Origin of the sequence: Streptomyces sp. Tu 3180 (genome assembly GCF_009852415.1) — a bacterium.
GTDB lineage: Bacteria > Actinomycetota > Actinomycetes > Streptomycetales > Streptomycetaceae > Streptomyces.
The window spans coordinates 8,274,509-8,296,684 of sequence record NZ_WOXS01000002.1 but is presented as its reverse complement, the minus strand read 5'-3'; the positions used below and the strand labels follow the sequence as shown (position 1 = coordinate 8,296,684).

The window sequence follows — 22,176 nt, the reverse complement described above, 5'->3', positions numbered from 1 at the left end:
CCCGGCCGCGTCCCCCGGGCGGGGAAGGGACCGGTGTTCCTCGGGCCCGTCACGCCCGGGGCCTACCGCGCCTTCCTGGCGTCGCCCGCCGGCCGGGCCCTCGGCCCCGGATTCCTGCAGTGCCCCTCCTGGGCCGACGTCAAGGAGGGCTGGCGGGCCCGGCTGCTCGGCTGGGGAACCGGTCCGGGACCGGGCGCGCTGAGCGGTGTGGCGCTGGTGCTGCTGCGTCAGTTCCCCGGCACCCGCAAGTACTTCGCCTACCTTCCCGAGGGACCCGTGGCCGACTGGGCGGATCCCGACGTCGACGTCTGGCTCACGCCGCTGCTCGACCATCTGCGCGGCGCGGGCGCGTTCGCCGTGCGCATGGGCCCCTCGCCCGCGTACCGGCGCTGGGACGCCTCCGCGCTGAAGCCGCTCACCGGACCGGGCCGCCGACTGGGCGACGTGCTCGCCAGCGAGGTCGACCCGCTCGGCACCGCCGTCGCCGAGCGGCTGCGCGCGGGGGTGGCGCCGCTGCGGCGGTGACGGGTCCGCGGACGACGGGGACGCCCAGCCCCGCCACGTCTTCCGGATACCGCTCGCCGGACGCACCACCGAGGACCTGTGGTCAGGACTCAACCAGGAGTGGCGGCGCAACGTCCGGCGCGCCCGGAAGGAGGGCGTGGAGGTGGTCGTGGGCAGCGCCGCCGAACTCCCCGATTTCCACCGGCTGCTGGGCATCACCGAGCGGCGCGACGGCTTCCGGCTCGGCCGCTCCCTCGCCTACTACGAGCGTCAGTACGCGGCGCTCAACGCCGAGGAGCCGGGCCGGATGAAGCTGTACCTGGCCCGTCACCGCGGTGAGATCCTCGCGGCCCACACGATGATCACCGTGGGTGGCCAGGTCTGGTACCAGACCGGCGCCTCGGCCGGCCACCGCCGCGAGGTGCGGCCCTCCAACGCCCTGCAGTGGCGGATGCTGCTGGACGCGCACGCCCTCGGCGCCGACGTCTACGACATGCGCGGGGTGCCCTCCACTCTCGACCCCGCCGAGCGTGCGTACGGACTGCTGCGGTGGAAGCTCGGCACCGGCGGACAGGTCGTCGAGACGCTGGGGGAATGGGAGAGACCGTTGGGCGGCACCGCCAACCAGACGCTCCACCGCGCCTTCCAGGCGTACCTGAACCGCCGGTGAGCGCCACGGCTCCGACCGGTACGGGCGGCACCGCCGTCCGGCCGGACGGCGAACGGTCCGGCGACGGCGGCGCCGGTGCGAAGGCGACGTCCACGGCACGCAGCAGTGCCGTCATGGCCGCCGGGTCGGTCGTCTCCCGGGCCACCGGCTTCGCCCGCTCCGCCGTGGTCGCGGCGGCGCTCGGCACCATCGGGCCGACCGCCGACGGCTACGCGGTCGGCAACTCGCTGCCCACCATCGTCTACATGCTCCTCCTCGGCGGCGCGCTCAACGCCGTCTTCGTCCCCGAGCTGGTCAAGGCGGCCAAGGAGCACGAGGACGGCGGCGGCGCGTACACCGACCGGCTCGTCACGGTCTGCGTGGCCGCCCTGCTGGCGATCACCGCGACCGCGGTGTGGGCGGCTCCCGCGATCGTCGACGCGTACACCGACTACAGCGGCGGGCAGGCCGCCATGACAACCGCGTTCGCCCGCTACTGCCTGCCGCAGATCTTCTTCCTCGGGCTGTTCACCCTGCTCGGTCAGGTCCTCAACGCACGCGGCCGGTTCGGCGCGATGATGTGGGCGCCGGTCGTCAACAACCTCGTCGTCATCACCGTGTTCGGCCTGTATCTGGCCTTCGCCGCCGGCGGCGGGGACACGCTCACCGCGACCGGGACGGCCTTGCTCGGCTGGGGCACGACCGCCGGGATCGCCGTCCAGACCCTCGTCCTCCTGCCCGCGCTGCGCGCGGCCCGGTTTCGCTGGCGGCCCCGCTTCGACTGGCGCGGCAGCGGGCTGACCCGCCCGTTGCGGTCGGCCCTCTGGCTGGTGCTGCTCGTGCTGGCCAACCAGGCCGCCCACTGGGTCACCACCCGGCTGGCCACGGCCGCGGGCCTCGAAGGCGGCCCGGGATACAGCGCGTACAACAACGCCTACGTCCTGTGGGCCGTACCGCACGGCGTCATCACGGTGTCCCTGGTGACCGCCCTGATGCCCCGGATGAGCGCGGCCGCCGCCGACGGGGACACCGCCGCGCTGCGGCGCGACGTCTCCCGGGCCCTGCGCACCTCCGCGTCCGCCGTCGTACCCGCCGCGTGCGTGCTGCTCGCCCTCGCCCAGCCGGTGACGGCCCTCGTCTTCGGGTACGGCAGGACCGGTGCCGACGACACCGCGGCCACGGCCGGGATTTTGACGGCCTTCGCGCCCGGACTCCTCGCCGTGTCGGGCCAGTACGTGCTGTCGCGCACCTTCTACGCGCTCTCCGACACCCGCACCCCGTTCCTGCTCAACCTGGTGACCGTCGCCCTCAACGCGGGACTGTCCGTGGCGGCCGCCCAACTGCTGCCCGCCCGCTGGGCCGTGACCGGCATGGCGGCGGCGTACTCGGTGGCGCTGTGCGCGGGCTGGGCGGTGACGGCCAGGGTGCTGAGCCACCGCCTCGCCGTCGCCCGTCCGCTGCGCTCGGCCGCCGCGGCCACGCACGCACGGCTCCTCGTCGCAGCCGTACCCGCCACCGTGCTGGGCCACCTGGCCGCGCTGGGCGCCGCACGGGCCGGGGCCCTCGCCGCCGCAACCGCCGGGGCCGCCGCCGTCGTGCTCACCTTCGGCGTGCTCGCCCGCCCGCTGCGGCTCACCGAGCTCGACGCCCTGCTCTCCGGCCTGCGCCGGAGACCGACCCGGTCCTGACCACCACCGAGGGAGAACTGCACATGCCCCGCGTGCTCCTCATCGAGGACGACCCTTCCGTACGCGAAGGAGTCGAACTCGGTCTGCGCCGCCGTGGACACGAGGTACGGGTGGCCGCGACCGGTGAGGCCGGTCTCGCCGCGCTGACCGAATTCCGGCCCGACCTGATGCTGCTGGACCTGATGCTCCCCGGCATGAACGGCGTGCAGGTCTGCCGGCGGGTCCGTGAGCAGAGCCAGCTGCCGATCATCATGCTCACCGCCCGGGGCGACGACTTCGACGTGGTGATCGGCCTGGAGGCCGGCGCCGACGACTACATCGTCAAACCCGCCCGCACCGCGGTGATCGAGGCCCGCATCTGCGCCGTGCTGCGCCGCATCGACAACACCGGCCAGGGCCGGACGGCCGTCGAGGTCCACGGCGACCTGGTCGTCGACCGGGCCGGGCTGAGTGTCACCAAGTCCGGCCGGCGCCTCGCGCTCGCCCCCTCCGAACTCAGGCTGCTCCTGCACCTGTCCGCCACCCCCGAACAGGTGTTCAGCAGGCAGCAGTTGCTGGAGCACGTGTGGGAGCACAGCTTCCACGCCGACGCACGACTGGTCGACGCCTGCGTCGCACGGCTGCGCGGCAAGGTCGAGGACGAGGCGGGCAGCCCCCGCTACATCCAGACGCTGCGGGGCTTCGGTTACCGCTTCGGACCGCTGTGACCTCCGGCACCGGCCTCGCGCGGCGGGCTGCCGGCGGACGTGCCGGCCGCCGCCGCGCGGCCGACGACGGTACGACGCCCGTCGGCGCTTCCGCGGGGCGGGCGCGGGCCAGGACGTTCGGGCTGCGCACCCGGCTGGTGTTCGCCTTCCTGCTGGTCGCCGCCGTCAGCGCGGGCACCACCTCCGCGCTGACCTACCGCGAGGCCCGCAACGCGCTGCTGAAGACCGCCCAGGACACCGCGGTCTCCTCGTTCCGCGACCAGGTCCAGCAGACCGGCTGGTCCCTGCCCGTGCAGGAGGAGGGGCTGGAGGAGATCCTGCGTGACATCGCCCGCAAGGGAAAGCCGCATCCCTGGGTGGTGTTCGCGGAGTACGGGTCGCTGCGCGCCTCCTCCGGCGAGAACCCCGTCTCCACCGTCATCACCCCCGAACTGCGCCGCGCCGCGCGGGCCGATCCCCACGGCAGCTTCGAGCGGGTCGTCAAGGACGGCGTGCCCTACCTGACCATCGCCATGCCCACCGTCTTCAGGACCGGCCCCGACGGCGTGCTGCCCAGCGGACTCGTCCTCTACGCCGTCATGCGGATGACCGACGAACAGGTCGGCGTCGACGCGCTCCTCGTGGCCGCCCGCGACGGTGCCCTGCCCGGTCTCGCCGTCGCGCTGATCCCCGGCCTGATCGCCGCCCGCAGCGTGCTGCGCCCCGTGCGGGAACTGCGCGAGGCCGCCCGGAGCATGGGCAGCGGCAGACTCGACACCCGGATCGCGGTGCGCGGCAGCGACGAACTGGCCGACCTGGCCCGCACCTTCAACGAGTCCGCGGCCGAACTGGAGACCTCCGTGCGCGAGCTGCGCGAGGCCGAGGCCCGCGCCCGCCGCTTCGCCTCCGACGTCTCCCACGAACTGCGCACCCCGCTCGCCGGGATGCTCGCCGTCACCGAGGTCCTCGACGAGGACGCCGACCGGCTCGACCCCGACACCGCCCGGGCGGTCCGCCTGGTCAGTACCGAGACCGGAAAGCTCGCCGTGCTCGTCGAGGACCTGATGGAGATCTCCCGCTTCGACGCCCGCGCGGCCGAGCTCAACACCGACGAGGTCGACGTCGCCGAGACCATCGGCAAGACGCTGCAGAACCGGCACTGGACCGCCCCCCGCGTCCACACCGGCCTTCCCCTCGGCATCCGCGCCCGGATCGACCCGCGCCGCTTCGACGTCGTCGTCGCCAACCTCGTCGGCAACGCCCTGCGGCACGGCGGCGCGCCCGTCACCGTCAGCCTGCGCGAAGAGGCGCGCTCCCCCGGCCCGCCGGTACTGATCACCGAGGTCGCCGACAGCGGGCCCGGTATCCGGCCCGACGCGCTTCCGCACATCTTCGACCGGTTCTACAAGGCCGACGCGGCGCGCACCCGGTCGGCGGGCAGCGGCCTGGGGCTGGCGATCACCCTGGAGAACGTGCGGCTGCACGGCGGAACCGTCCGCGCCGGGAACCTCCCCGAGGGCGGTGCCGTCTTCACCGTCGAGATACCGCTCCACCCGGAGGAGGCCGGCGGATGAGACGTGCGCGGACGTGCCGGCGTACCGGCGCGGTCGCCGTCGCGTCGGGGATGCTGCTGCTCGGCGGCTGCGGCATCCGGGAGACCGACGTGATCGAGGCGGGCGGTCCCGCCTCCGTCCAGGCTTTCGTCGACCATGACCTCGAGATGCTGCTCTTCTTCCACTCCCGCGAAGGCGTGATCAGCCCGGTGGTCCGGTCCGCCGATTCCGTGATCGAGTACGGTCCCGAGGGCGGCATGGTCGCCGGTCAGGTCCCCACCGGCGCGGGCTCCGCACCCGTGGCGACGGAGAAGGTGATCCTCGCGCTGTTCTCCGGTCCCGACGAACGGGACCGGAGAGCGGGGCTCACCACGTCCCTTCCTCCCGCTCCCCCCGCCCTGTCGGCCGGAGCACTCCGGGTGGAGGTCTCGCCCGGCGGCGAGAAGGTCACGACCGACCTGCCGGTCGCACTGGACGGACTGGACCGGGCCGCACTGCGCCAGCTGATCTGCACGATCGCCTACAGCCATGACGCCGACGGCCGGGTCACCGTGCGGCTGAGGGGGACGGACGACGCGTCGACGTCAGGATCCTGCGACCTCGACCCGGCGTCGAGACGACGGCCTTGACGCCCGGCGCGCCGGGCGTGGTCGGTCTCGTCTGCCCCTGGGGTCTCCGACGGCGGTTCGACGAGGTGAAGTCCCGGCCCGCGGGTGCGACGCGTGCCATGAGGCGCTGTCCGTTCCCCTGGACATCGGCCTCGTCCCGGTCCGGGCGTCTCCCGGAATGACGAACCACCACTGTCGAGCTGGCCGAGCGCTCCGAGAAAGGACTTGGGGGAGGCATCGGCCTCCCCGCTGTCTCCTCCTTCCTACGCCCCGCCCCGCCCCGCCTCAGGAGGCCGCGGCGACGCCGATGCCGATGCCGATGAACAGCCAGCCGGTCGTCAGCTCCCAGCGGTGGCGGATCTCCGGCCGGGCGAGGAAGGCCCGCAGCCGCGCGGCGACGGCGACGAGGGCGAACCAGTAGACGACGCCGATCAGGACGTCGAGGATGCCGAGGAAGAAGATCTGCCGCGCGGTCGAACCGCCGCCGTGCACGAACTGCGGCAGGATGCTGAGGAAGAACAGCGCCGCCTTGGGGTTGAGCACGTTGGTGAGGAAGCCCTCGGTGAAGCCGGACCGCCACCGGCCGCGGGCCGGCTCGTCCGGGGCCGGGGCCCGCGGAGCGGTGAGCCCCTCCGGGCCGTCTGCCGCCGCTGCCTCGGCGCGGCGCTCGCGGACGGTCCGCCGGGCGGCCAGGACCGCCCGGATCCCGAGGTGGACCAGGTAGGCCGCGCCGAGCAGCTTGATGGCGTCGTAGACCGCGGGAGAGCGGGCGGCGAGCAGCGACAGCCCCGCGGCGGCGGCGAGCATGTGCACGCACAGTCCGGTCTGGGCGCCCAGCGCCGCGGCCCGTCCCTTGACGGGGTGCTCGGCGGCCGAGCGCACCACCACCAGGAAGTCCGGGCCGGGGACCACGTAGGCCACCAGAACGACACCGAGGAAACCCGCCAGGTCGACCGACATCCGCTCTTCCCTTCGCTCGTCCCGTGGCCTGTCCCCCACCGAGGGGTCTCGTCATGGGCCGGGTCCTGGCCCGTCCTGTCCGGCCCTGGTCCGCTGAGACCCGCTCAGGCCGCGAGCGTTCGCCTGCCGACCACCGGGGCGACGGCTTCGTCGAGCATTCCCAGGCCCCGTTTCCGGTGCTCGTCCGCCACGGTCAGCGGCGGCAGGACCTTGGCCGCCTCGTCGTGGGGCCCGGCCGTCTTCAGCAACAGGCCGTCCCGGTGAGCGGCGTCGCACACCTCGCGGGCCGCACCGGGGCGGTCGAAGGGCAGGCTCCCGGCCGGACCGCGCCCGCGCGGGGCGGCCGGCCCGGGCCGGCGGGCGGTCTCGGTGGGGGCGCGGCGCACCCGTTCGCCCAGGGCGGTGGTCCGGTTCTCCGGAGCACGGTCGGACCAGAACAGTCCCAGCGTGCGGGCCCGGTGACGAACGCGGGTCGTATCCACGGAACGTGCCGTTGTGCTCGCCGGGCTTCCACACGTCGTACTCGGGGCGCATGAGCGTCAGGGCCATGGGCGTCCCGTACCCGCTGATGGACTCGGGCAGGCAGACGAGACCGGGACCGGGACCGGTTCAGGCCGTTCCGAAGGAAGGGAGAAGAACGGTCCGGTGCGTCCGCAGCCCGTCTGGATGTCGTCCGCCACGAGGGGGGGCACCGTGCTCCCGGGCCCGGGCGGCCAGGGCGCGCAGCCGGACCGGGCGGGCGGGACGTTGCCGCACGGCCGGGCGTGGAAGCACGCCGAGGGCCCGAAGGCGTTGTTCGACCACGTGGCGGGGTGGCTGCGCCGCAACCGCGTGCTGCTGCCCAGGGTGGGCGTGCCGGCCCGACAGGTGGCAGCTCAACGGGGGCGGAGGAATTCCACCGCAGGGTCTCCTCGCGGTCCCGGCGTTCTGTTCAGCCATGCCGTTGATGACGCGGGAGACGACGTACACCCCGTACAGGGCGAGGAGGAGGCCGAGGAATCGTGTCCGCGTGGGCAGGGCTCGGCGCTGATGGGTGTTCCACATATGCTGGAGCCGCACCACAGCGGAAACGGCGCCGAGCGCGGCGATCGCCGTGAACACCCAGAACGGCACCGGCCGAGTGGTGGCCCAGCACAGCTCGAAACCGAGCCGGAGCAGGAATCGCCCGTGCTCCGGGTTGAGCCAGACCCGCAGGGGGCGCCGCCGGGACGAGAAGCCCCTGTCCTCCTCATGGGCCCCGTCGGCCGGCGGCACCCTGAGCGTGGTGTAGCCGTCGGGACGTCTGTGCGGCTTGGCCGCGTAAGGGTTGAGCGGGCCGTCCACGCCGAGGAACAGCAGTGGTCGGTTCACGGTTCCCCCGGGTCCTGCTCACTGTCGACTTCCCCGGCACGCGGACCGGATCTCTTGCAGGAGTGTCCGGTAGTCCTCGCCGTAGGTGGTCACAGCCGCGTACACCGCGTCCAGGGCCGCCTGGAGCGGGTCGGCTTCGGCGGCGCCGAACAGTGCGGGCAGGGCCATGTGGGGCTGGGACATCCGCAGGGCAGGGTCCGGCTCGCCGAAGGTGATCCTCATCGTGTACGGCGTCGCTTCCCCGGGTTGCGGCGCCGGCGGTGCGGCAGGGCTCGGCGGCTTCGCCATGGCGGCCGCGGGACCGATGATCCGCGGGACCGGTACGGGCTCGGGCGTCGGCGTGTGCGCGTCGTGGCGGGCGGGTGACCGGAAGGGGGGCCGCTCGGGCGGGACGGCCCGGCCGACGGTCCTGTCGGGGACACGCGGGTCGGACTCCAGAGCCCGACATGCCCGGTCCAGGTCGTCGAGGGGTGGCGGCAGCGGGCGGCCCTCGGCCAGGGCGGTGAGTCCTGCGGCGATCCAGTCGAGCTCGGCCAGCCCGGCCGCCTCGCAGGCGCGGCGCGCGGCCAGCAGCGCTGTCGCCCGCTGGGTCCCGGGGCCGGCGGCGTCGATGGCGTGGACGAGGGACGGGTCGAAGGCGAGCAGGCCGCGCACGTTGCCACGGACATCGCGCAGGGCCTGGCTCGGTACTTGTCCGCCCCACTGCCGGCGTTCGTGGGCGAGCCGGTGCTCTTCTTCGGCCTGTTCCTGTGCGAGACGGGCCTGGCGTTCGGCTTCGGCGCGTTCGGCCGGTGTGGGTGGGGCCGGCTGCCGGCGGGCGTAGTCGTGCCCGTACGCGGCGGTCCCGGAGGTCTGTTTCAGTACGCGGTCCGGTGCGGGCGGGGCGGGCCAGAACTGCAGCAGGTAGCAGTCCAGCCGAGGCTCGTCGTCCAGCCGGGTGTCCTGCCGGCGTGCCTCGTCCATGCCCTTGGCGCAGTAGCGCACCCGGTAATCGATCTCTTCCAGGTCGAGGTCCCAGGAGGCCTCCCCTGCCCATTGCACGAGAGCGCTGCCGGCCGAGACAGGGCGGAAGGACACCTCCACCACGTCCTCCCACACCGGGTCCAGTGGCGGAGCCTGGTCGTGCACCTCGACGGTGAAGCCGACGTTGCCCGTGTGCAGCCCGGTCGACAGCCACAGCGCGCCGGGTACCGCTGCCCCGCACAACCCGGCACTCTGCCCGGCGAACGACTCCCGGAGGTCCGGGCCGAAGCTGTCCGGATCGCTCTCGACGTGGATCTGGCCGTAGTGAACGTGGACTTCCCCCTCGACCGGCCTGCGCATCCTCATCCCCTCGCCGCCAAGAACACGTCCTGCCCGGCAACCTACGGCACGGCACCGACATGGTGCCGCGCTGATCCCGGCACCGCCGAGCAGCCGGTCCCGGACCGAGGTGCCGGGGATGCTCACGCCGGTCGCGGGCGGAAGCCTGAGGCGTGGATCGTTCGTCAGCGGTCAGCTCGCTGGTTCTTGAGGTACGCCTCGCCGTCCTGGCCGGGTGCACGGCGTGCTCGGGCGGCGAGGGAAGGCGGATGCGCACCTGGGACCATGAGCGCATGTCCGAGGAGTCGAATCCGATGTCAGACCTGTGGCCGCTTGCGCCGTCCGGAGCCACCGACTGGCTGCTGGAGCTGTGCGGCGACGGCACAACCGGATTCATGCCCCCGGCGATGCCCGACGCGGTGTGGGTGCTCAACGCCATGTACGAGCACGAGCAGGGACCGGCCGGTGTGTCGTATGCCGAGTACCACCAGGCACGTCCTGCCGACGGAAGCACCCTGCCCCACATCGTCGCGGGCATCGACCTCGACGCCGTGGGCGTCGCGACAGGAGGAGGACTCGGCCGCGCCCGGCACCCGGGCCCCGGCCGGCAACGGCTGCGGTGGGCCGAGCTTGCCCGGCGGACCGGCGATCCGGTCGTGCCCGACGGGCTGATGCCCTCCTACCGTTGCTTTCCCTCGGTCAAGAAGGAGGGCAGCCGGCCCATGAGCACGGTCCCGCCGACCGAGGGGAGCCTGGACCGCGAGACCTGGAACCGGCTGATCGCCATCCTCACCCAGTACAGTGCCGCAGGCCCGGACACCCACTGCCTGGCCTATTACAACCCGCTGATGCTCGGAGCCGTCGACTTCGACAACCTCCACGTGCGTGCGGGCCGGCTCGGCGACGCCGAGGTCCTCTACGACCACTCCGAAGCCGACTTCAGCCCGTCCAACCTCTGGGCCGATGACCGCTCCTGGGTCCTGTGCACCGACTACGACCTGTGGGCCACCAAGATCGCCGGACCCCCGCCCCTCATCGACGCGTTGCTGAACGACTCCGGGATCGAGGCGGTTCGCCTGCCCTGGGCGCACTGACAACGAGCCGCCCGGAACCCTTCTCCGGCTCCGAAGCGGAAGCGCCTTCCGTTTCTCGCAGGACGCGCCGAGGCATCCGGCCCAGCAGGTCCCGGGACCTCCTCCCCCAACCTCCCTCAGTACAACGGGCGGTGACCGTCCGGCCCGCGGGCGGAGTGAGGCCGCCGCCGACAGCCCGACGACCGAACGAACACGGCGCGGGGGCGCTCGGAGGCGCGACGCGACCGAACGGCCGGCAGGGCAGCGGCGGCGAACCCTGACCTGCGCAGGGTGATCGGGCGGACAAGCGGAGCACCTCGCGGCGCACGGTCCCGGGCACGGCGGCGGCCAGAGGGCGGGGCACGTCAGCGTGGCGCGGTCAGTCGACCGCGCGCAACACCAGCCGCACAACGCTCATGACTCCTCGCCCGATCCACCCGAGCAGTCCTGTCTCCACGACCAGCTCGGCAGCGTCCGCGGCCGTGTCCCCCCGGTCCGACCGGGAAGGGCACCGGGAACAGGAGCGAGGCCAACGGCGCTTCTGCGCACCGCACTTCCTACACATCGCCATGGCCTCATTCTCTCCTTGTCTCCGGACTCCCCGGTACACGCGAAGCCCTGTCCGCCCGTCCGCCTTCTGCGGTCCGGATCCGGGCGAGGGCGATGTCGTCGTCACCGGCGTTGGCCTGCGACCGGCGTAGCGGCTGCCGGCCTCCCTCCGATCGTCGCAAGCGACCTCTTCGGCTTCGGCACCCGTCCCCGCACCGCACACAGGTGAGCTCAGCTCGCCCAGGGACAGCCGGGCGAACCACCTGGCCGCCTGCGAGACAACGGAACAGCGCAGGATCAAGTGCGGTACACCCTTACCGGGCACGGCGTTGGGCCTCGCACTGCCTCATGACGTGCCGGTCAGGCCGGCGTGCCGGGACCGGGCGGGATGTGAACGGTCATGATCAGGTGGCATGTCCCGGTGCCCGAGCCGCGGTAGGTGTGGGGAGCGTCGCCGTTGAACGTCGCGGTCTGCCCGGCGTCGACCGCGTGTTCGGCGCCGTCGACGACGAGCACCATTTGCCCGGCTGTGACGCTGACGGTCTCCACGACGCCGGTCTGGTGCGGGTGGCTGGAGTACTCCTCGTCCGGTTCCAGTCTCCAGCGCCAGACCTCGACCGGTGCCGGTCCCGACGTGGTCAGCATGAGCCGCGCCTCGCCGCCTTTCTCCCCGGCCCACAAAGGCACGACGGCATCGGCGGACACGACCCTCACACGGCTTTCGGCCGGCCCTTCCATCAGTGCGGACACCGAGATGCCGAGAGTGTCGGCGAGGCGGACCAGGGTGGCGAAATTGGGGTTGCCCTGGGATTTCTCCAGGGCGACCAGGGCACCCTTGCTGACTTTGGCGCGTCGGCCGAGTTCGTCCAGGGACAGTCCGGCGCGGGTGCGGGCCGTACGGACGTTGTGCGCGAGCGTCCGCAACGCCGCTTCGGTCTCGGCCATCGCCATCACCCCTCGGGACAGTGGGTCAGTGCACTGGACCGCGCGGTCGTTCGGTTGACGACTGTCGGTCGGTGCGTTGTACGGTGTAGTCGTTCCATTGATAGTAAGGGATGTACCCGTGATCGCTCCGCTGCTGGCCCTGGGCAGCTCCCCGGCCTACGGATGCGCCGGCTTCCTCGGCGGCCTCGGCGCCCGCAAGGCTCACGTCCTGCGCACCGTGATGATCGCCGCCCCGGCCTCGCTCACCGTCGAGCTGCTGCTGTGGCCGTTCCTCGGTGCCTCGTTCGCCCCGCCACACTCGTCTGGGGCGCTGCCTCCGGCTTCGCGTCGGCCGCCGCGTTCGCCCTGCTCCACCGCACGCTCGCGATCGGTCCGATGAACGTCCTGTCCCCGGTCACGGCACTGGTCCCGGCGATGCTGCCGGTCGGTGTCGGTCTGGTGCAGGGGGAGCACCTGGGCCCGGCCGGGCTGATCGGCCTGGGCACCGCCGCCGTCGCCGTCAGCCTCCTCGCCCTTGCCTGACCTGTCCGCCCAGCCGCCTTCCTCGAACGGACCACCTGATGACCACCTTCCGTATCAGCCCCGCCGTCGCCGACGCCTTCCCCGACACCCTCATCGCCGTCGTCACCGCCACCGGCCTGCGCGGCGGCGAGCCCTGGCCCGCCACCACTGCCGCCCTGGAAGACCTGGAGGCCCAGCTCGCCGACGGTGCCTGGCAGCCCGCCGACGAGAACGACCCCCGCATCGAGGCATGGCATACCGCCTACCGCTCCTTCGGCACCAACCCCCGCCGCATCCGCCCCAGCGTCGACGCCCTGGGCCGCCGCATGGCCAAGAAGGGCACCCTGCCCCGGATCAATCCGGCCGTCGACTCCTACAACGCCGTCTCCGTCCGCCACGGCCTGCCCGCCGGCGCCTTCGACCTCGACCGCGTCGCCGGCGGCGTCGAGATCCGCCACGCCGACGGCAGCGAGACCTTCACCCCGCTCGGCGAGCCCGGCACCGTGGAGAACCCCAAGCCGGGCGAGATCATCTACACCGACGCCACCGACGTGCTCACTCGGCACTGGAACCACCGCGACGCCCACCGCACCCGTGTCACCGAAGACTCCACCCACGTCGCTTTCGTCCTGGAGACCGTCGCAGCCGCCCGCGACGGGCAGCTGCTCAAGACCGCGGCCGACGAACTGCAGACTCTGCTCCAGCCGCACTGCGAGCGCAGCACCGTGCACCACCTCAGCCCGGCACACCCCCACACCACCGCCTGACCACCACCCCCTGGCCCGCCCACCTGTGGAGGTTCGTCTTGTTCACCGGTCTGAGCGCCTTCCCGCTCACTCCCATCCCCGGCAACGGCAGTGTCGACGAGAAGGCGTTCGCCGCGCTGGTCGGCCGGCTCGCCGCCGCGGGCGTCGACTCGATCGGGGCGCTGGGCTCCACCGGTTCCTACGCCTACCTGACCCGCGAGGAACGCGCCCGTGTCGCCCGCATCGCGGTCGAGCACGCCGACGGGGTTCCGGTCATCGTCGGCATCGGGGCGCTGCGCACCCGCCAGGTGCTCCAGGCGGCCGAGGACGCGCAGAACGCCGGCGCTGCCGGCGTTCTGCTGGCACCGGTGTCCTACCAGCCGCTGACCGACGACGATGTCTTCGGCCTGTTCGAAGAGGTCACCGCGAACCTGTCGATCCCCCTGGTGATCTACGACAACCCCGGCACCACGCACTTCACCTTCACCGATGAGCTGTACACGCGCCTGGCCCGGCTGCCGCAGGTGGCGTCCCTCAAGATCCCCCCGCTTCCCGCCGACCCCGAGCAAGCCCGGGCTCGTGTCGAGCACCTGCGCCGGCTCCTGCCCGCCACGGTGACGGTGGGCATCAGCGGAGATGCGGCCGCAGTCCGGGGCCTGAACGCCGGATGCGACGCCTGGTACTCCGTGATCGGCGGCATCTTCCCCGAATCGGCCCTCGCCCTCACCCGCGCAGCCCAGGCCGGCCGGCACGAGCGGGCCCTGGAGGAGTCCCAGCGCCTCCAGCCCCTGTGGGACTTGTTCGCCCGGCACGGGGGATCCCTGCGGGTCGTCGCCGCGGCCGCCGCTCACCTGGGCCTGACCGCCCACCGCAACCTCCCCCTGCCACTGCGCGGCCTGAACACCAAGGAACGCGCCCACCTCGCCACGGTCATCGAGCAGCTCCAGCTCCACACCTGACAGCCCGCCCCCTCACGCACCCGAGAGGGGGCGGCACTCCGGCCATCCCTCTGCCCGACATCCCTGCAGCAGAGCGCGCGGCCATGTGCCCGGGCGCCGACCACTCCGCCGACGAGCCCGGCTGGGGCCCGCCGGCCCGCTACGTCATCGCGGCGACACTGGCCCGCACCTCCGACGGCGGCGCCGTCGTGGCCATCGTGCTGATGGGCAACACCAGCGGCGGCTCGGGCCGGCCGGCGCCCTGGGCGCCTGCATCACCGCACCCCGCCTCCTGGGCCCCTCCGTCGCCCGCAGCCCGGACACCGCCCGCGACAGCCGCACCGTCATCGCCACGGCCTCCCTCGCGCACGGCACCGCCCTGGCTGCCGCCGTCCTGCTCCACCCGCACACCCACCCCGTCCTCACCGCCGCCCTGCTGGTCGTCTCCGGTCTGTTCGGACCTCTGCCCACCGGAGGCATCAGCAGCCGCCTGCCCGCCATCGCCGGCCGCGACCAGCGACGCCAACGCCGCGCCCAGGGCTGGGACGTGGCCACCTACGGCATCAGAGGCACCGTCGGCCCGCCCTCGTCGCCGCCTACGCCGCCGCCGGCATCGCCCATGCCTACTTCTTCGCCGCCACCCTCGCCGCCCGCAACGAATACGCCCCCGACAACGCCCGCGGACAGATCTTCGTCTGGGTCGGCGCCCTGAAGACAACCGCCGGATCAGCAGGAACAGCAGCAGCCGGTGCCCTCATCGGCACGAGCGCCGCACTCCCTCTCCTCCTGGCTGTCGCGCTCACCTTCACCGGCACCGTCAGGAGTCGTCCAGCTCACAGGCCGGACGCGCGAAGGTGCGGGATTCCCCGAAGTGCCCGTGCAGGGCGAACAGAGGGCGTCCCGGACCACTGAAGTCGAGGGAGGACAGGCGACGCCCGGCCACCGTCAAGGCCGCGCGTCTCGGCTCGGGCGGGATCGTTGGTGTCATGGTGGTCGTACGCGGGGATCGAATTGCCAAAGGCCACGAAGCGAGCAGTATTCGCCCGCACGGGGGTACGAATACTGCCTCCTGGACCCCACCGCCTGACCGCGGACCTCCGGCCGCAGAAAGCGCGTCGACGGGCTGACGCCCGGTCACCTGTCCTGCGCCCGGAGGACCTCGTGGTGCCGTCCGGGCTCCCGCGCCTCCGACTGAAGCCGGGAGTCAGTCGGCGCGGATGCGTCGGATGCCCTCCGAGCAGCCGAACGGGCGCAGTACCGCCCGTCCGGCTCAAGGAAACGGCAGCCGACATGCCATCCCCCCGTCGCGTGGAGTAACAGTCTCCCTATGACTAGCAGACGAAACACTCATGCGGGCAGCGGGCGCAGGGCTCACAGCAGCCGGATCCGCACCGTCCTGGTGGTCCTGGTCACCGCGGCTGCCCTCGGCACGTCCACCCAAGCGGTGGCCTCCCCGTCGACCGCCTCGGGAACGGACTGGGACGCCATCGCCGCATGCGAATCCGGCGGCAACTGGCAGGCGAACACCGGAAACGGCCACTACGGCGGTTTGCAGTTCACGCAGTCGAGCTGGGTCGCGGCCGGCGGGCTCCGGTACGCCCCGCGCGCGGACCTGGCCACACGCAAGGAACAGATCGCCGTGGCCGAACGCCTGGCCCGTCTCCAGGGGATGTCGGCCTGGTCCTGCGCCTGAGCACCCGGCCCTTCCCGTCGGCGGAGCTGCATCTGCCCTGAGGGCGGTCGCTTGAGAGGAGGTGGACGGACCGTGGATCACGACGGACCTGCGTCTGTCCCAGCCCATCTCATCGATCCCTGCGAACACCTGCTCCGCGCCGGTGACACCCATGAACGCGACGACTCCCACCGACTCGCCACCACACGCGCCCGAGCCGAACAGCAGCCGGTCAGCTGAACCAGCCCTGAGTACTTGGTCTCTGTCGCCAACGAGCTCCAGGATCGCTCGGCCCAACGCCGTCCCGGCTGGAAGCGTCCATGTCTCGCCGGCCCCCAGGCGAGATCAGAGCCCAGCTCCCGCGACGCCGAACGCACCATCGGCGGGCACCCGTGATCCGCGGACTGTGCGCCTCGGCGAGCAGGCAGATCGCCGTCCTCGAACCAAGTCACGACCTCCCCCGGGGCGGGATCGCGCACGCGTTCCGCCGTTGGAATGCGGCTGTCCGACGGCCGTACGAGGGCCTCGATCGGCTCCACGGGCGCGGTGACACGGACCTCTGCAACGGCGACCACCACGTCCGCACCCTGCCGGAGGTCACGCTCCGTGCCCTGGGGTCCAAGGCACGGCGCGAGTTGAGCGCAGTCATCGGTCCCGCAGAACGCGTCCTTGATCACACGCTCAACCATCCCTTCACGTCCCCAGGCCTCCCCTGGTGGGTGCGTCCCATCGGTGTCTGGACCTGCAGCTGTTCCTGGTTCTGACCGACATGCCCAGGCACATCAGGCCATAACTGCCGCCAGCACTGATCGACATTCGTTCTCCGGTTTCACCTGTACAGCCAACGCGCCGGCTGACTTCGGTACGGGACGGGTGAACGCCTGCCGCACGGCCCGCTCGAGGCCGTCTCCGTTGATGGTCGGCTGTGTGGGCCGCTGGGTGGTGTTCCGTCCTGAGCCGGGAGAGTTGCCCGGCCCGCGAGTTCAGCGGTCACATCCGCCGGCGGACCCGTGCTCCTCCGGTCGCTGACCACCGCTGCACGAGACGCGTTTCCCACCGCACGACCATGATCGGCGATCAGAAGCTCGACGTCTCCCTGCCCACCGCGCACGGGCTCGTGAGGCCCGTTCCACAATGATCGAACGCGGCGGGGGGACACTGGGTCTGAGCGTCGGAAGGTGGTTGCAGACATGGCAGAGGCTGTCCCTCGGCCGCCCGCGTCGGTGGAACTCGAAGCGGCCCTCCGGTCGCTGGGCGTGGCGGACCCCGCGCCGTGCGAGCGGTGGGACGGTGACGGCTGGGTGGCGGACTGGGGCGGTGGCGTCCACGCTCACGACGTGTACGTCCTCGTCATGGGTGCCCGCGATCACCCCGGGAGCGTACGGCTCATGCTGGACGACTTCACGTTCGAAGACGTGCGTACGGAGCACGTGGGCGAGCTGGTGCGCAGGACGTTCACCGGTGACGCCAGGGTGACTCGACGCCGCGCGCTGCTGTCCCGGCAGCTCGTCCTCGAGGTCCGGGCGGGCGCGACGGAGTACTCGGCGAGCGTGCCCGGCGTCTGCGTGGACGATCTGTCCACCTGGGCGAGGCCCCTGGTCACGCCGTAGAGGAACGGTCCGGGATCCCGTCGGACACCGGATCCCGGACCGCCGCAGCAGGTCGAGGCAGCCGAAGAAGGACTCGCCCCGGAGGCGCACCCGCGCTCACGGGCGCGGAACAGCCCCGGCGGGCTCCCGGTTCGCCGGGTGCGAACGGGACGCGCAACGTGAAGCGGGCGCGGCATGTGGGGTGAGCGGCCGTTTCGGCACCCGCTGAGGGTGGGAGGTGACGCCCCCGACCCCGACCCCGAACCCGATCAGGACGACACCGGTGATGCGGTCCATGACGCGTCGTACGGCAGGCTCCTCGAAGAAGGCGCGGGCCTTGGCCAGTACCAGCACGTAGCCGCCGAACCAGACGAGCGTCAGGACCGTGCGGACGGGGACCAACAGGGTCATTCCGGGATGCGGCGAGAAACCGGACGGCGCGAGCGTGGGCGGGAGGCCGGTGCAGAAGACCGCGGTCCTCCGGTCGAGGACGCTGCTGACCAGTCCCGTACGCCACGGGTCGCCGGACGGGGCCGCAGGGCTCGTCACCGACGTCGTCGAACGACCGCTCCGGCTCCGCAGCAGGGCCCGGACACCCAGGAAGCCCGGGTGGACGGCCCCGGCAAGCTCGACGGTCGTGCAGGCCGTGGCGGACCCCGCCAGGACGGCCGCCGGACCGACCACCGTGGGCACACCCCGGATGAGCGGCCCCGCCGTGATGCCACCTACGGTGCGCGGACCGTCCTGCCGGCCGGACACGATGGCTCGCTCCGTCACCACCGCCGTGTCCGGGCCGGGAACCGTGGTCAGGACGGCGAACACACCCATGGCCGTGAGGAGCTGGACGAACACGGGCCAGGTGTCGCACCCGGTACGCCTCGCGGCGAACACCCTGACCGAGCAGCGGTCACGCCTACCGGCGCCCGCCTCCGCCCGCGCCGCGTCCGCGCTCCGGCTCCCCGATGAGCCGTGTTTCCAGGCGGTAGTCGACGGTGACATCACCGTAGTCCCGGCCCGGCACGACCTTCTCGGGAAGGTGCTCCCGATCACTGTGACTCGTCGACTCCCGCTCCCCGGTGCCCGGGAAACGGACGGCTGTCCGGGGTTCCTCCGCGAAACGGAGTCGCTCGGTGTGGACCGTCGACCGGAACGAGATGTCCCGCACCGTACTCTCCGTTCGTGCGCCTCCCCGGCCGACGCCGTCCGACGCCAGGGCATCAGCCGTTCAGGGCGGCTCTTCCCGTTCGTCGGCGGCGCGGCGGCGAACGGGCCGCGGTGACGGCTTCCCGTCCTCGGCACGCACTCGGCGCTTGCGGGTGCCGCCCTCACTCCGGGCGGTCCGGTCCCGGCGTGCGTCCTCCGGACTGCGCGCACTCCGTGCGTCCGACTCGGTTCGGCGTACGGTGCCGCCCTTCCGGGCGGCTTCGTCCGTCGCTGCCGTCACGCCCACGGCTTCGCCCACGACGCTCCCGGTGACGCCGCCGACGTCCTCGCCGGTCGCACCGGCAGCCGCCCGGCTCGCTTCACCGCCGACGTCCTCCACGGCGCGGCCGACGTCACGGCCCACGTCCCGAACGGCAGCCCCGGTGCCCTGGCCCACGTCACGGACAGCAGCCCCGGCGCCCTGGCCCACGTCCTGGACGGCCCGTCCGGCACCCGTGCCCAACTCCCCCACCGCCTGGCGGGCTCCACCACCGACGTCCTGTACGGCGGATCCGACCCCTCGCGCCAGGTCCCGCAGGATCTCCGGATTGCGGTCGAGCGTGGTGAGCACCCGATCGACGATCATGGCGACATTGTCGAGACGCACCCTGAGCTGGGCCTGTGCCTCCACTCCCGAAACACCCAGGTGCACGCGACCGAGGGTGACGTCGGCGCCCACACTCAGCCTCAGCAGATCCAGCACCTCGGTCTGCAGGGAGACGTGCGCTCGCAGGTCCTCGACGTCCAGGTCGATCTCCTCGACCTTCAGCACAGGAACGTCCAGGAAGACATCGGGGTTCGCATCGGCAGCCACGACGGCTCCACGGGGGGCGGCCGCATCCTCCACCTCGTGGGAGCCCGGCTCCTCGCCGTACGGCTCCGGCCGGGTGTACTCCCCGAGGTCCTCGGCGTCGGGGCCGTCGTCGTACGGGTCGCCCTCCACTGCGGGCGCCTCGTCGTTCTCGGTGTTGTCGTCCATCACCGCGCCTCCCCGGTTCGCCGGCCCTCTCGTTCCATCTTGCTGCGGCACGAGGATCAACGCGCGGTCAGCATCGCCCGGCGGTGGACCGGGATCGCGGGGCGGATACGGCGAGACGGAGATCCGCAGCCGCGGCCGCACCGGCACTGCCCCCGTCAACGGCGGGCGTGTGAGGCCGACTTCGGCCGAAGAGAACCCGCGGCTGACGCTGTCCCGTCAGCGGCTGCTTCACCGAGCCCGTTCTGCCCGGGCGCACGGCGCGGACGCGGTCGTCGACGCAGCCGACAGCGACCGCACCGGCGCAGCCCGGACACCGGTCGCCGCGCTCCCGGCCTCGGGCAGGGCACTGGTCCACACCTCGCGGGACGAGCAGCGGCCCGGCGCCGAGGGCGTCTCTCCAGGTCCCCCTGGACGCACCCGGGTACCTGGGGTTCAAAGGGTTTCGGCATGTCCTGCCAGTGCGGCGGTGTCTGTCCGGGCGGTGCCGTCCGCCCCCGTGTGCTTGCCCGGGGACCCGTCGTGGTGCGGATCGGCACGGTGAGCACGGCGAGGCGGCCGCCGGCCAGAGCCGTGCAGACGCCGACGGCCGCGTTGGACCAGGAGGCGAGGAGCGGGCCCCGGTGGCCGGCAGCACCGGCATCAGCAGCAGTCCGCCCAGTGCCACGGCGACGGCCCCGATCACGAGCGGTCCCACCGGGGGCGGGGGCCGCGGCGCTGCCCGTGGTACCCCACGGCACCGATGCCACCAGCACACACCGCCCCCGCGCCCGCCGTGCCGTCGCGCGTCCGGCGGGCCGCGTCACAGCCGGTCCGGCAGGTCGGCCGCCATGGTCCGGGCCTCTTCCGGGCGGCGCCGGTACAGGCCCGGCCACTCCTCGTGCCGCGCGTCGAGGCGGGCCCGCACCAGGTCGGCCCTGTCGGCCTCGGAGGAGAAGTCGTTGTACAGGCTCATCTCCGCCGCGCCCGCCTCGGCGGTGATCGTGTCGGTGCCCGTGGCCGCCACCCCGTCCGCGGGGAAGCGCCGCGCGGCGGCGGCGAGCGGCCTCTCCCGCGCGGCTCCCCGCCGCGTGCCGGGCCTCGAAGCCGCGGCGCCGGTCTCGCTCACCGCGGCCCATCCCCCTTGTTAGGTAGGTCAGTCTACCCAAGAAGTGAGGGCGCCCTTCTCGGTGGCCGCCCCACCGCCCGCGGCCCGGTCCTGGAGTTGCTCGCCGACCCGGTCCGGTCCGCACCGCGTGGAAAGTACCGGTCCGCGGCCCGCGGGAGCCGCGCTCGTCGAGACGGTTGTCGCCGCGCGCACCCCGAGCGACGATGTCCCCCAGCGCATCGCCCTGCGGGAGGCCATGGTGACCGATCCCTGGGTGGCCCTGGAGCCAGGAGCCGACCCTGCCGAGCACGTCCGCGTGCTGCACCGGGCGCACGAGACCTTCGCCGAGGCCGGTACGGTGCCGCGCCCGGTGCGCGGCGTGGTCGCCGAGTCGTGGCGGCGCTCGGCGCGCGCCGGGGTGCACCCGGACGGCACCGCCGACATCGAACTGACGGACAGTGACCTGAAGGCCTGCCGGGCCGAGCACCCGTTGGCGCATGTGATGCCGCTGTTCCGGGAGTTGCTCGGAACGTTCGCCTCCGACGGCCGGCACCTGCTGGCGGTGTGCGACGCGCGCGGCAGGCTGCTGTGGGTCGAGGGGCACGCGTCGACGCTGCGGCAGGCGCGGCGGATGAACTTCGTGCCCGGCGCGCGGTGGTCGGAGAACGCGGTGGGGACGAACGCGCCGGGTACGGCGGTCGCCGTGGGCCGTCCGGTCCAGGTGTTCGCGGCCGAGCACTTCGTGCGGCGCGTGCAGCCGTGGACGTGCGCCGCCGCCCCGGTCCACGACCCCCGCACGGGGCGGCTGCTCGGTGCCGTGGACATCACCGGCGGGGACGGCCTCGCGCATCCGCACAGCCTGGGGTTCGTGCAGGCCGTGGCACGCGCGGCGGAGTCCCAGCTGGCGCTGCTCGCCCCCGGCGGCCGGGCCGCCGGCGGGCTCGAGCTGACGGCACTGGGCCGCGACCAGGCGGTGCTGACGACGGAGGGCCGCAGGATCCGGCTCAGCCGCCGGCACAGCGAGATCCTCGTCCTTCTGGCCGGGTATCCCGACGGTCTGACCGGTGACGAACTGCTGTGCGCCCTCTACGAGGACGAGTCGGTGACACCGGTGACGCTGCGCGCGGAGCTCGCCCGGCTGCGCCAGGTGCTCGGGCCCGGGCTGCTCGCGTCGCGGCCCTACCGGCTCACGGTGTCCCCGGAGTCGGACGTCGCGGTCGTCGAGCGCCGGATGGCGGCCGGCGCGGTCACCGCGGCCCTGGCCGCCTACCCGGGCCCGCTGCTGCCCGCCTCCCGGGCCCCGGCGGTCGTACGGCTCAGGCGCCGCCTCGCCGACGGCCTGCGCGCCGCGCTGATCGCCCGGTCGGACCCCGACCTGCTGGCCGACTGGGCCCACGCGCCGTGGGGCGAGGAGGACGTGGACGTGTGGCGGGCGCTGGTCACGGCCCAGCCGACGGCCGTGAACCGGGCCCGTCTGGCCGCGCTCGAATCGGAGCTGGGGGCCCCGGACGGCTGGGCCCGGTAGCGCCGCCGCTCCCCCGCAACGTGGTTGCAACGTCCGCCTCCTTACGCTCCGGCGCAGAGTTGCCCAACGGCG

17 protein-coding genes and 4 pseudogenes are annotated in these 22,176 nt (G+C 73.1%); 12 read left to right on the top strand and 9 right to left on the bottom strand.

Going from position 1 to position 22,176, the window contains the following annotated elements:
* Window positions 1-33 precede the first annotated feature (33 nt).
* From GL259_RS37090 to GL259_RS37070, 5 genes and pseudogenes are all read left to right on the top strand, one after another.
* A pseudogene (locus GL259_RS37090) lies at window positions 34-1,174 on the top strand (peptidoglycan bridge formation glycyltransferase FemA/FemB family protein).
* Window positions 1,171-2,841, top strand: a complete 1,671-nt coding sequence (gene murJ / locus GL259_RS37085; protein WP_279578647.1) for a murein biosynthesis integral membrane protein MurJ — start codon at window positions 1,171-1,173, stop codon at window positions 2,839-2,841. Before GL259_RS37090 ends, murJ begins: the two are co-directional and overlap by 4 nt.
* Before the next feature lie 23 nt (window positions 2,842-2,864).
* Window positions 2,865-3,548, top strand: coding sequence for a response regulator transcription factor (locus GL259_RS37080; RefSeq protein WP_159538126.1), 684 nt, complete (start codon window positions 2,865-2,867; stop codon window positions 3,546-3,548).
* A gap of 137 nt (window positions 3,549-3,685) precedes the next feature.
* A complete protein-coding gene (locus tag GL259_RS37075; protein WP_243762626.1) occupies window positions 3,686-5,101 on the top strand; it encodes a HAMP domain-containing sensor histidine kinase in 1,416 nt (471 codons plus the stop codon).
* Window positions 5,098-5,709, top strand: coding sequence for a hypothetical protein (locus GL259_RS37070; protein ID WP_159538122.1), 612 nt, complete (start codon window positions 5,098-5,100; stop codon window positions 5,707-5,709). The genes GL259_RS37075 and GL259_RS37070 overlap by 4 nt, the downstream gene beginning before the upstream one ends.
* Window positions 5,710-5,973: 264 nt before the next feature.
* Here GL259_RS37070 and GL259_RS37065 read toward each other — a convergent pair whose 3' ends face one another.
* From GL259_RS37065 to GL259_RS38065, 4 genes and pseudogenes are all read right to left on the bottom strand, one after another.
* Window positions 5,974-6,648, bottom strand: a complete 675-nt coding sequence (locus GL259_RS37065; protein ID WP_159538120.1) for a LysE family translocator — start codon at window positions 6,646-6,648, stop codon at window positions 5,974-5,976.
* Window positions 6,649-6,752: 104 nt separating this feature from the next.
* Window positions 6,753-7,130, bottom strand: a complete 378-nt coding sequence (locus tag GL259_RS37060; RefSeq protein WP_159538118.1) for a hypothetical protein — start codon at window positions 7,128-7,130, stop codon at window positions 6,753-6,755.
* A 637-nt stretch (window positions 7,131-7,767) separates the two neighbouring features.
* A pseudogene (locus GL259_RS37055) lies at window positions 7,768-7,998 on the bottom strand (hypothetical protein); the annotation flags it as partial.
* Between the two features lie 18 nt (window positions 7,999-8,016).
* Window positions 8,017-9,327 carry a hypothetical protein gene (locus GL259_RS38065; protein ID WP_159538116.1) on the bottom strand — a complete coding sequence of 437 codons (1,311 nt, stop codon included), beginning with the start codon at window positions 9,325-9,327 and terminating at the stop codon, window positions 8,017-8,019.
* 287 nt (window positions 9,328-9,614) lie between these two features.
* Here GL259_RS38065 and GL259_RS37045 point away from each other — a divergent pair, with 287 nt between their 5' ends.
* Window positions 9,615-10,394 carry a hypothetical protein gene (locus GL259_RS37045; RefSeq protein ID WP_243762513.1) on the top strand — a complete coding sequence of 260 codons (780 nt, stop codon included), beginning with the start codon at window positions 9,615-9,617 and terminating at the stop codon, window positions 10,392-10,394.
* Between the two features lie 888 nt (window positions 10,395-11,282).
* Here the strand turns inward: GL259_RS37045 and GL259_RS37040 are convergent.
* On the bottom strand, window positions 11,283-11,867 hold the full coding sequence (locus tag GL259_RS37040; RefSeq protein WP_159538112.1) for an XRE family transcriptional regulator: 585 nt from the start codon (window positions 11,865-11,867) through the stop codon (window positions 11,283-11,285).
* Window positions 11,868-11,985: 118 nt separating this feature from the next.
* On the opposite strand from GL259_RS37040, the pseudogene GL259_RS37035 reads away from it, so the two are divergent.
* The 3 genes and pseudogenes from GL259_RS37035 to GL259_RS37025 form a co-directional block, all read left to right on the top strand.
* A pseudogene (locus GL259_RS37035) lies at window positions 11,986-12,380 on the top strand (EamA family transporter); the annotation flags it as partial.
* A 47-nt stretch (window positions 12,381-12,427) separates the two neighbouring features.
* On the top strand, window positions 12,428-13,135 hold the full coding sequence (locus GL259_RS37030) for a phenylalanine--tRNA ligase beta subunit-related protein (protein WP_159538110.1): 708 nt from the start codon (window positions 12,428-12,430) through the stop codon (window positions 13,133-13,135).
* A 38-nt stretch (window positions 13,136-13,173) separates the two neighbouring features.
* Entirely contained in the window at window positions 13,174-14,073 is a 900-nt protein-coding gene (locus tag GL259_RS37025; protein ID WP_159538108.1) for a dihydrodipicolinate synthase family protein, read from the top strand.
* 139 nt (window positions 14,074-14,212) lie between these two features.
* Here GL259_RS37025 and GL259_RS37020 read toward each other — a convergent pair whose 3' ends face one another.
* Window positions 14,213-14,578, bottom strand: coding sequence for a hypothetical protein (locus GL259_RS37020; RefSeq protein ID WP_159538106.1), 366 nt, complete (start codon window positions 14,576-14,578; stop codon window positions 14,213-14,215).
* A gap of 801 nt (window positions 14,579-15,379) precedes the next feature.
* Here GL259_RS37020 and GL259_RS37015 point away from each other — a divergent pair.
* A complete protein-coding gene (locus GL259_RS37015) occupies window positions 15,380-15,745 on the top strand; it encodes a transglycosylase family protein (RefSeq protein ID WP_159538104.1) in 366 nt (121 codons plus the stop codon).
* Window positions 15,746-16,914: 1,169 nt separating this feature from the next.
* The gene (locus tag GL259_RS37010; protein ID WP_159538102.1) at window positions 16,915-17,334 is read left to right on the top strand and encodes a hypothetical protein; all 420 of its coding nucleotides are present in this window, start codon (window positions 16,915-16,917) and stop codon (window positions 17,332-17,334) included.
* Between the two features lie 96 nt (window positions 17,335-17,430).
* On the opposite strand, the gene GL259_RS37005 is transcribed toward GL259_RS37010, so the two are convergent.
* The 3 genes and pseudogenes from GL259_RS37005 to GL259_RS36995 all read right to left on the bottom strand — a co-directional run.
* Window positions 17,431-18,165, bottom strand: a complete 735-nt coding sequence (locus tag GL259_RS37005) for a LysE family translocator (protein ID WP_208026577.1) — start codon at window positions 18,163-18,165, stop codon at window positions 17,431-17,433.
* 373 nt (window positions 18,166-18,538) lie between these two features.
* Window positions 18,539-19,495, bottom strand: a complete 957-nt coding sequence (locus GL259_RS37000) for a hypothetical protein (protein WP_159538100.1) — start codon at window positions 19,493-19,495, stop codon at window positions 18,539-18,541.
* A gap of 835 nt (window positions 19,496-20,330) precedes the next feature.
* Window positions 20,331-20,600, bottom strand: a pseudogene (locus GL259_RS36995) (TetR family transcriptional regulator); the annotation flags it as partial.
* 238 nt (window positions 20,601-20,838) lie between these two features.
* On the opposite strand from GL259_RS36995, the gene GL259_RS36990 reads away from it, so the two are divergent.
* Complete coding sequence (locus tag GL259_RS36990) at window positions 20,839-22,104, top strand: GAF domain-containing protein (RefSeq protein ID WP_159539272.1); 1,266 nt, start codon at window positions 20,839-20,841, stop codon at window positions 22,102-22,104.
* Window positions 22,105-22,176: the final 72 nt, after the last annotated feature.

Bases quoted from the DNA above. Each gene is read 5' to 3' on its own strand.
- GL259_RS37080 (WP_159538126.1), top strand. From the start codon at position 2,865: ATGCCCCGCGTGCTCCTCATCGAGGACGACCCTTCCGTACGCGAAGGA.
- GL259_RS37045 (WP_243762513.1), top strand. From the start codon at position 9,615: ATGTCAGACCTGTGGCCGCTTGCGCCGTCCGGAGCCACCGACTGGCTG.
- GL259_RS38065 (WP_159538116.1), bottom strand. From the start codon at position 9,327: ATGAGGATGCGCAGGCCGGTCGAGGGGGAAGTCCACGTTCACTACGGC.
- GL259_RS37040 (WP_159538112.1), bottom strand. From the start codon at position 11,867: ATGGCCGAGACCGAAGCGGCGTTGCGGACGCTCGCGCACAACGTCCGT.
- GL259_RS37010 (WP_159538102.1), top strand. From the start codon at position 16,915: ATGGCAGAGGCTGTCCCTCGGCCGCCCGCGTCGGTGGAACTCGAAGCG.
- GL259_RS37000 (WP_159538100.1), bottom strand. From the start codon at position 19,495: ATGGACGACAACACCGAGAACGACGAGGCGCCCGCAGTGGAGGGCGAC.
- GL259_RS37065 (WP_159538120.1), bottom strand. From the start codon at position 6,648: ATGTCGGTCGACCTGGCGGGTTTCCTCGGTGTCGTTCTGGTGGCCTAC.
- GL259_RS37015 (WP_159538104.1), top strand. From the start codon at position 15,380: ATGACTAGCAGACGAAACACTCATGCGGGCAGCGGGCGCAGGGCTCAC.
- GL259_RS37070 (WP_159538122.1), top strand. From the start codon at position 5,098: ATGAGACGTGCGCGGACGTGCCGGCGTACCGGCGCGGTCGCCGTCGCG.
- GL259_RS37030 (WP_159538110.1), top strand. From the start codon at position 12,428: ATGACCACCTTCCGTATCAGCCCCGCCGTCGCCGACGCCTTCCCCGAC.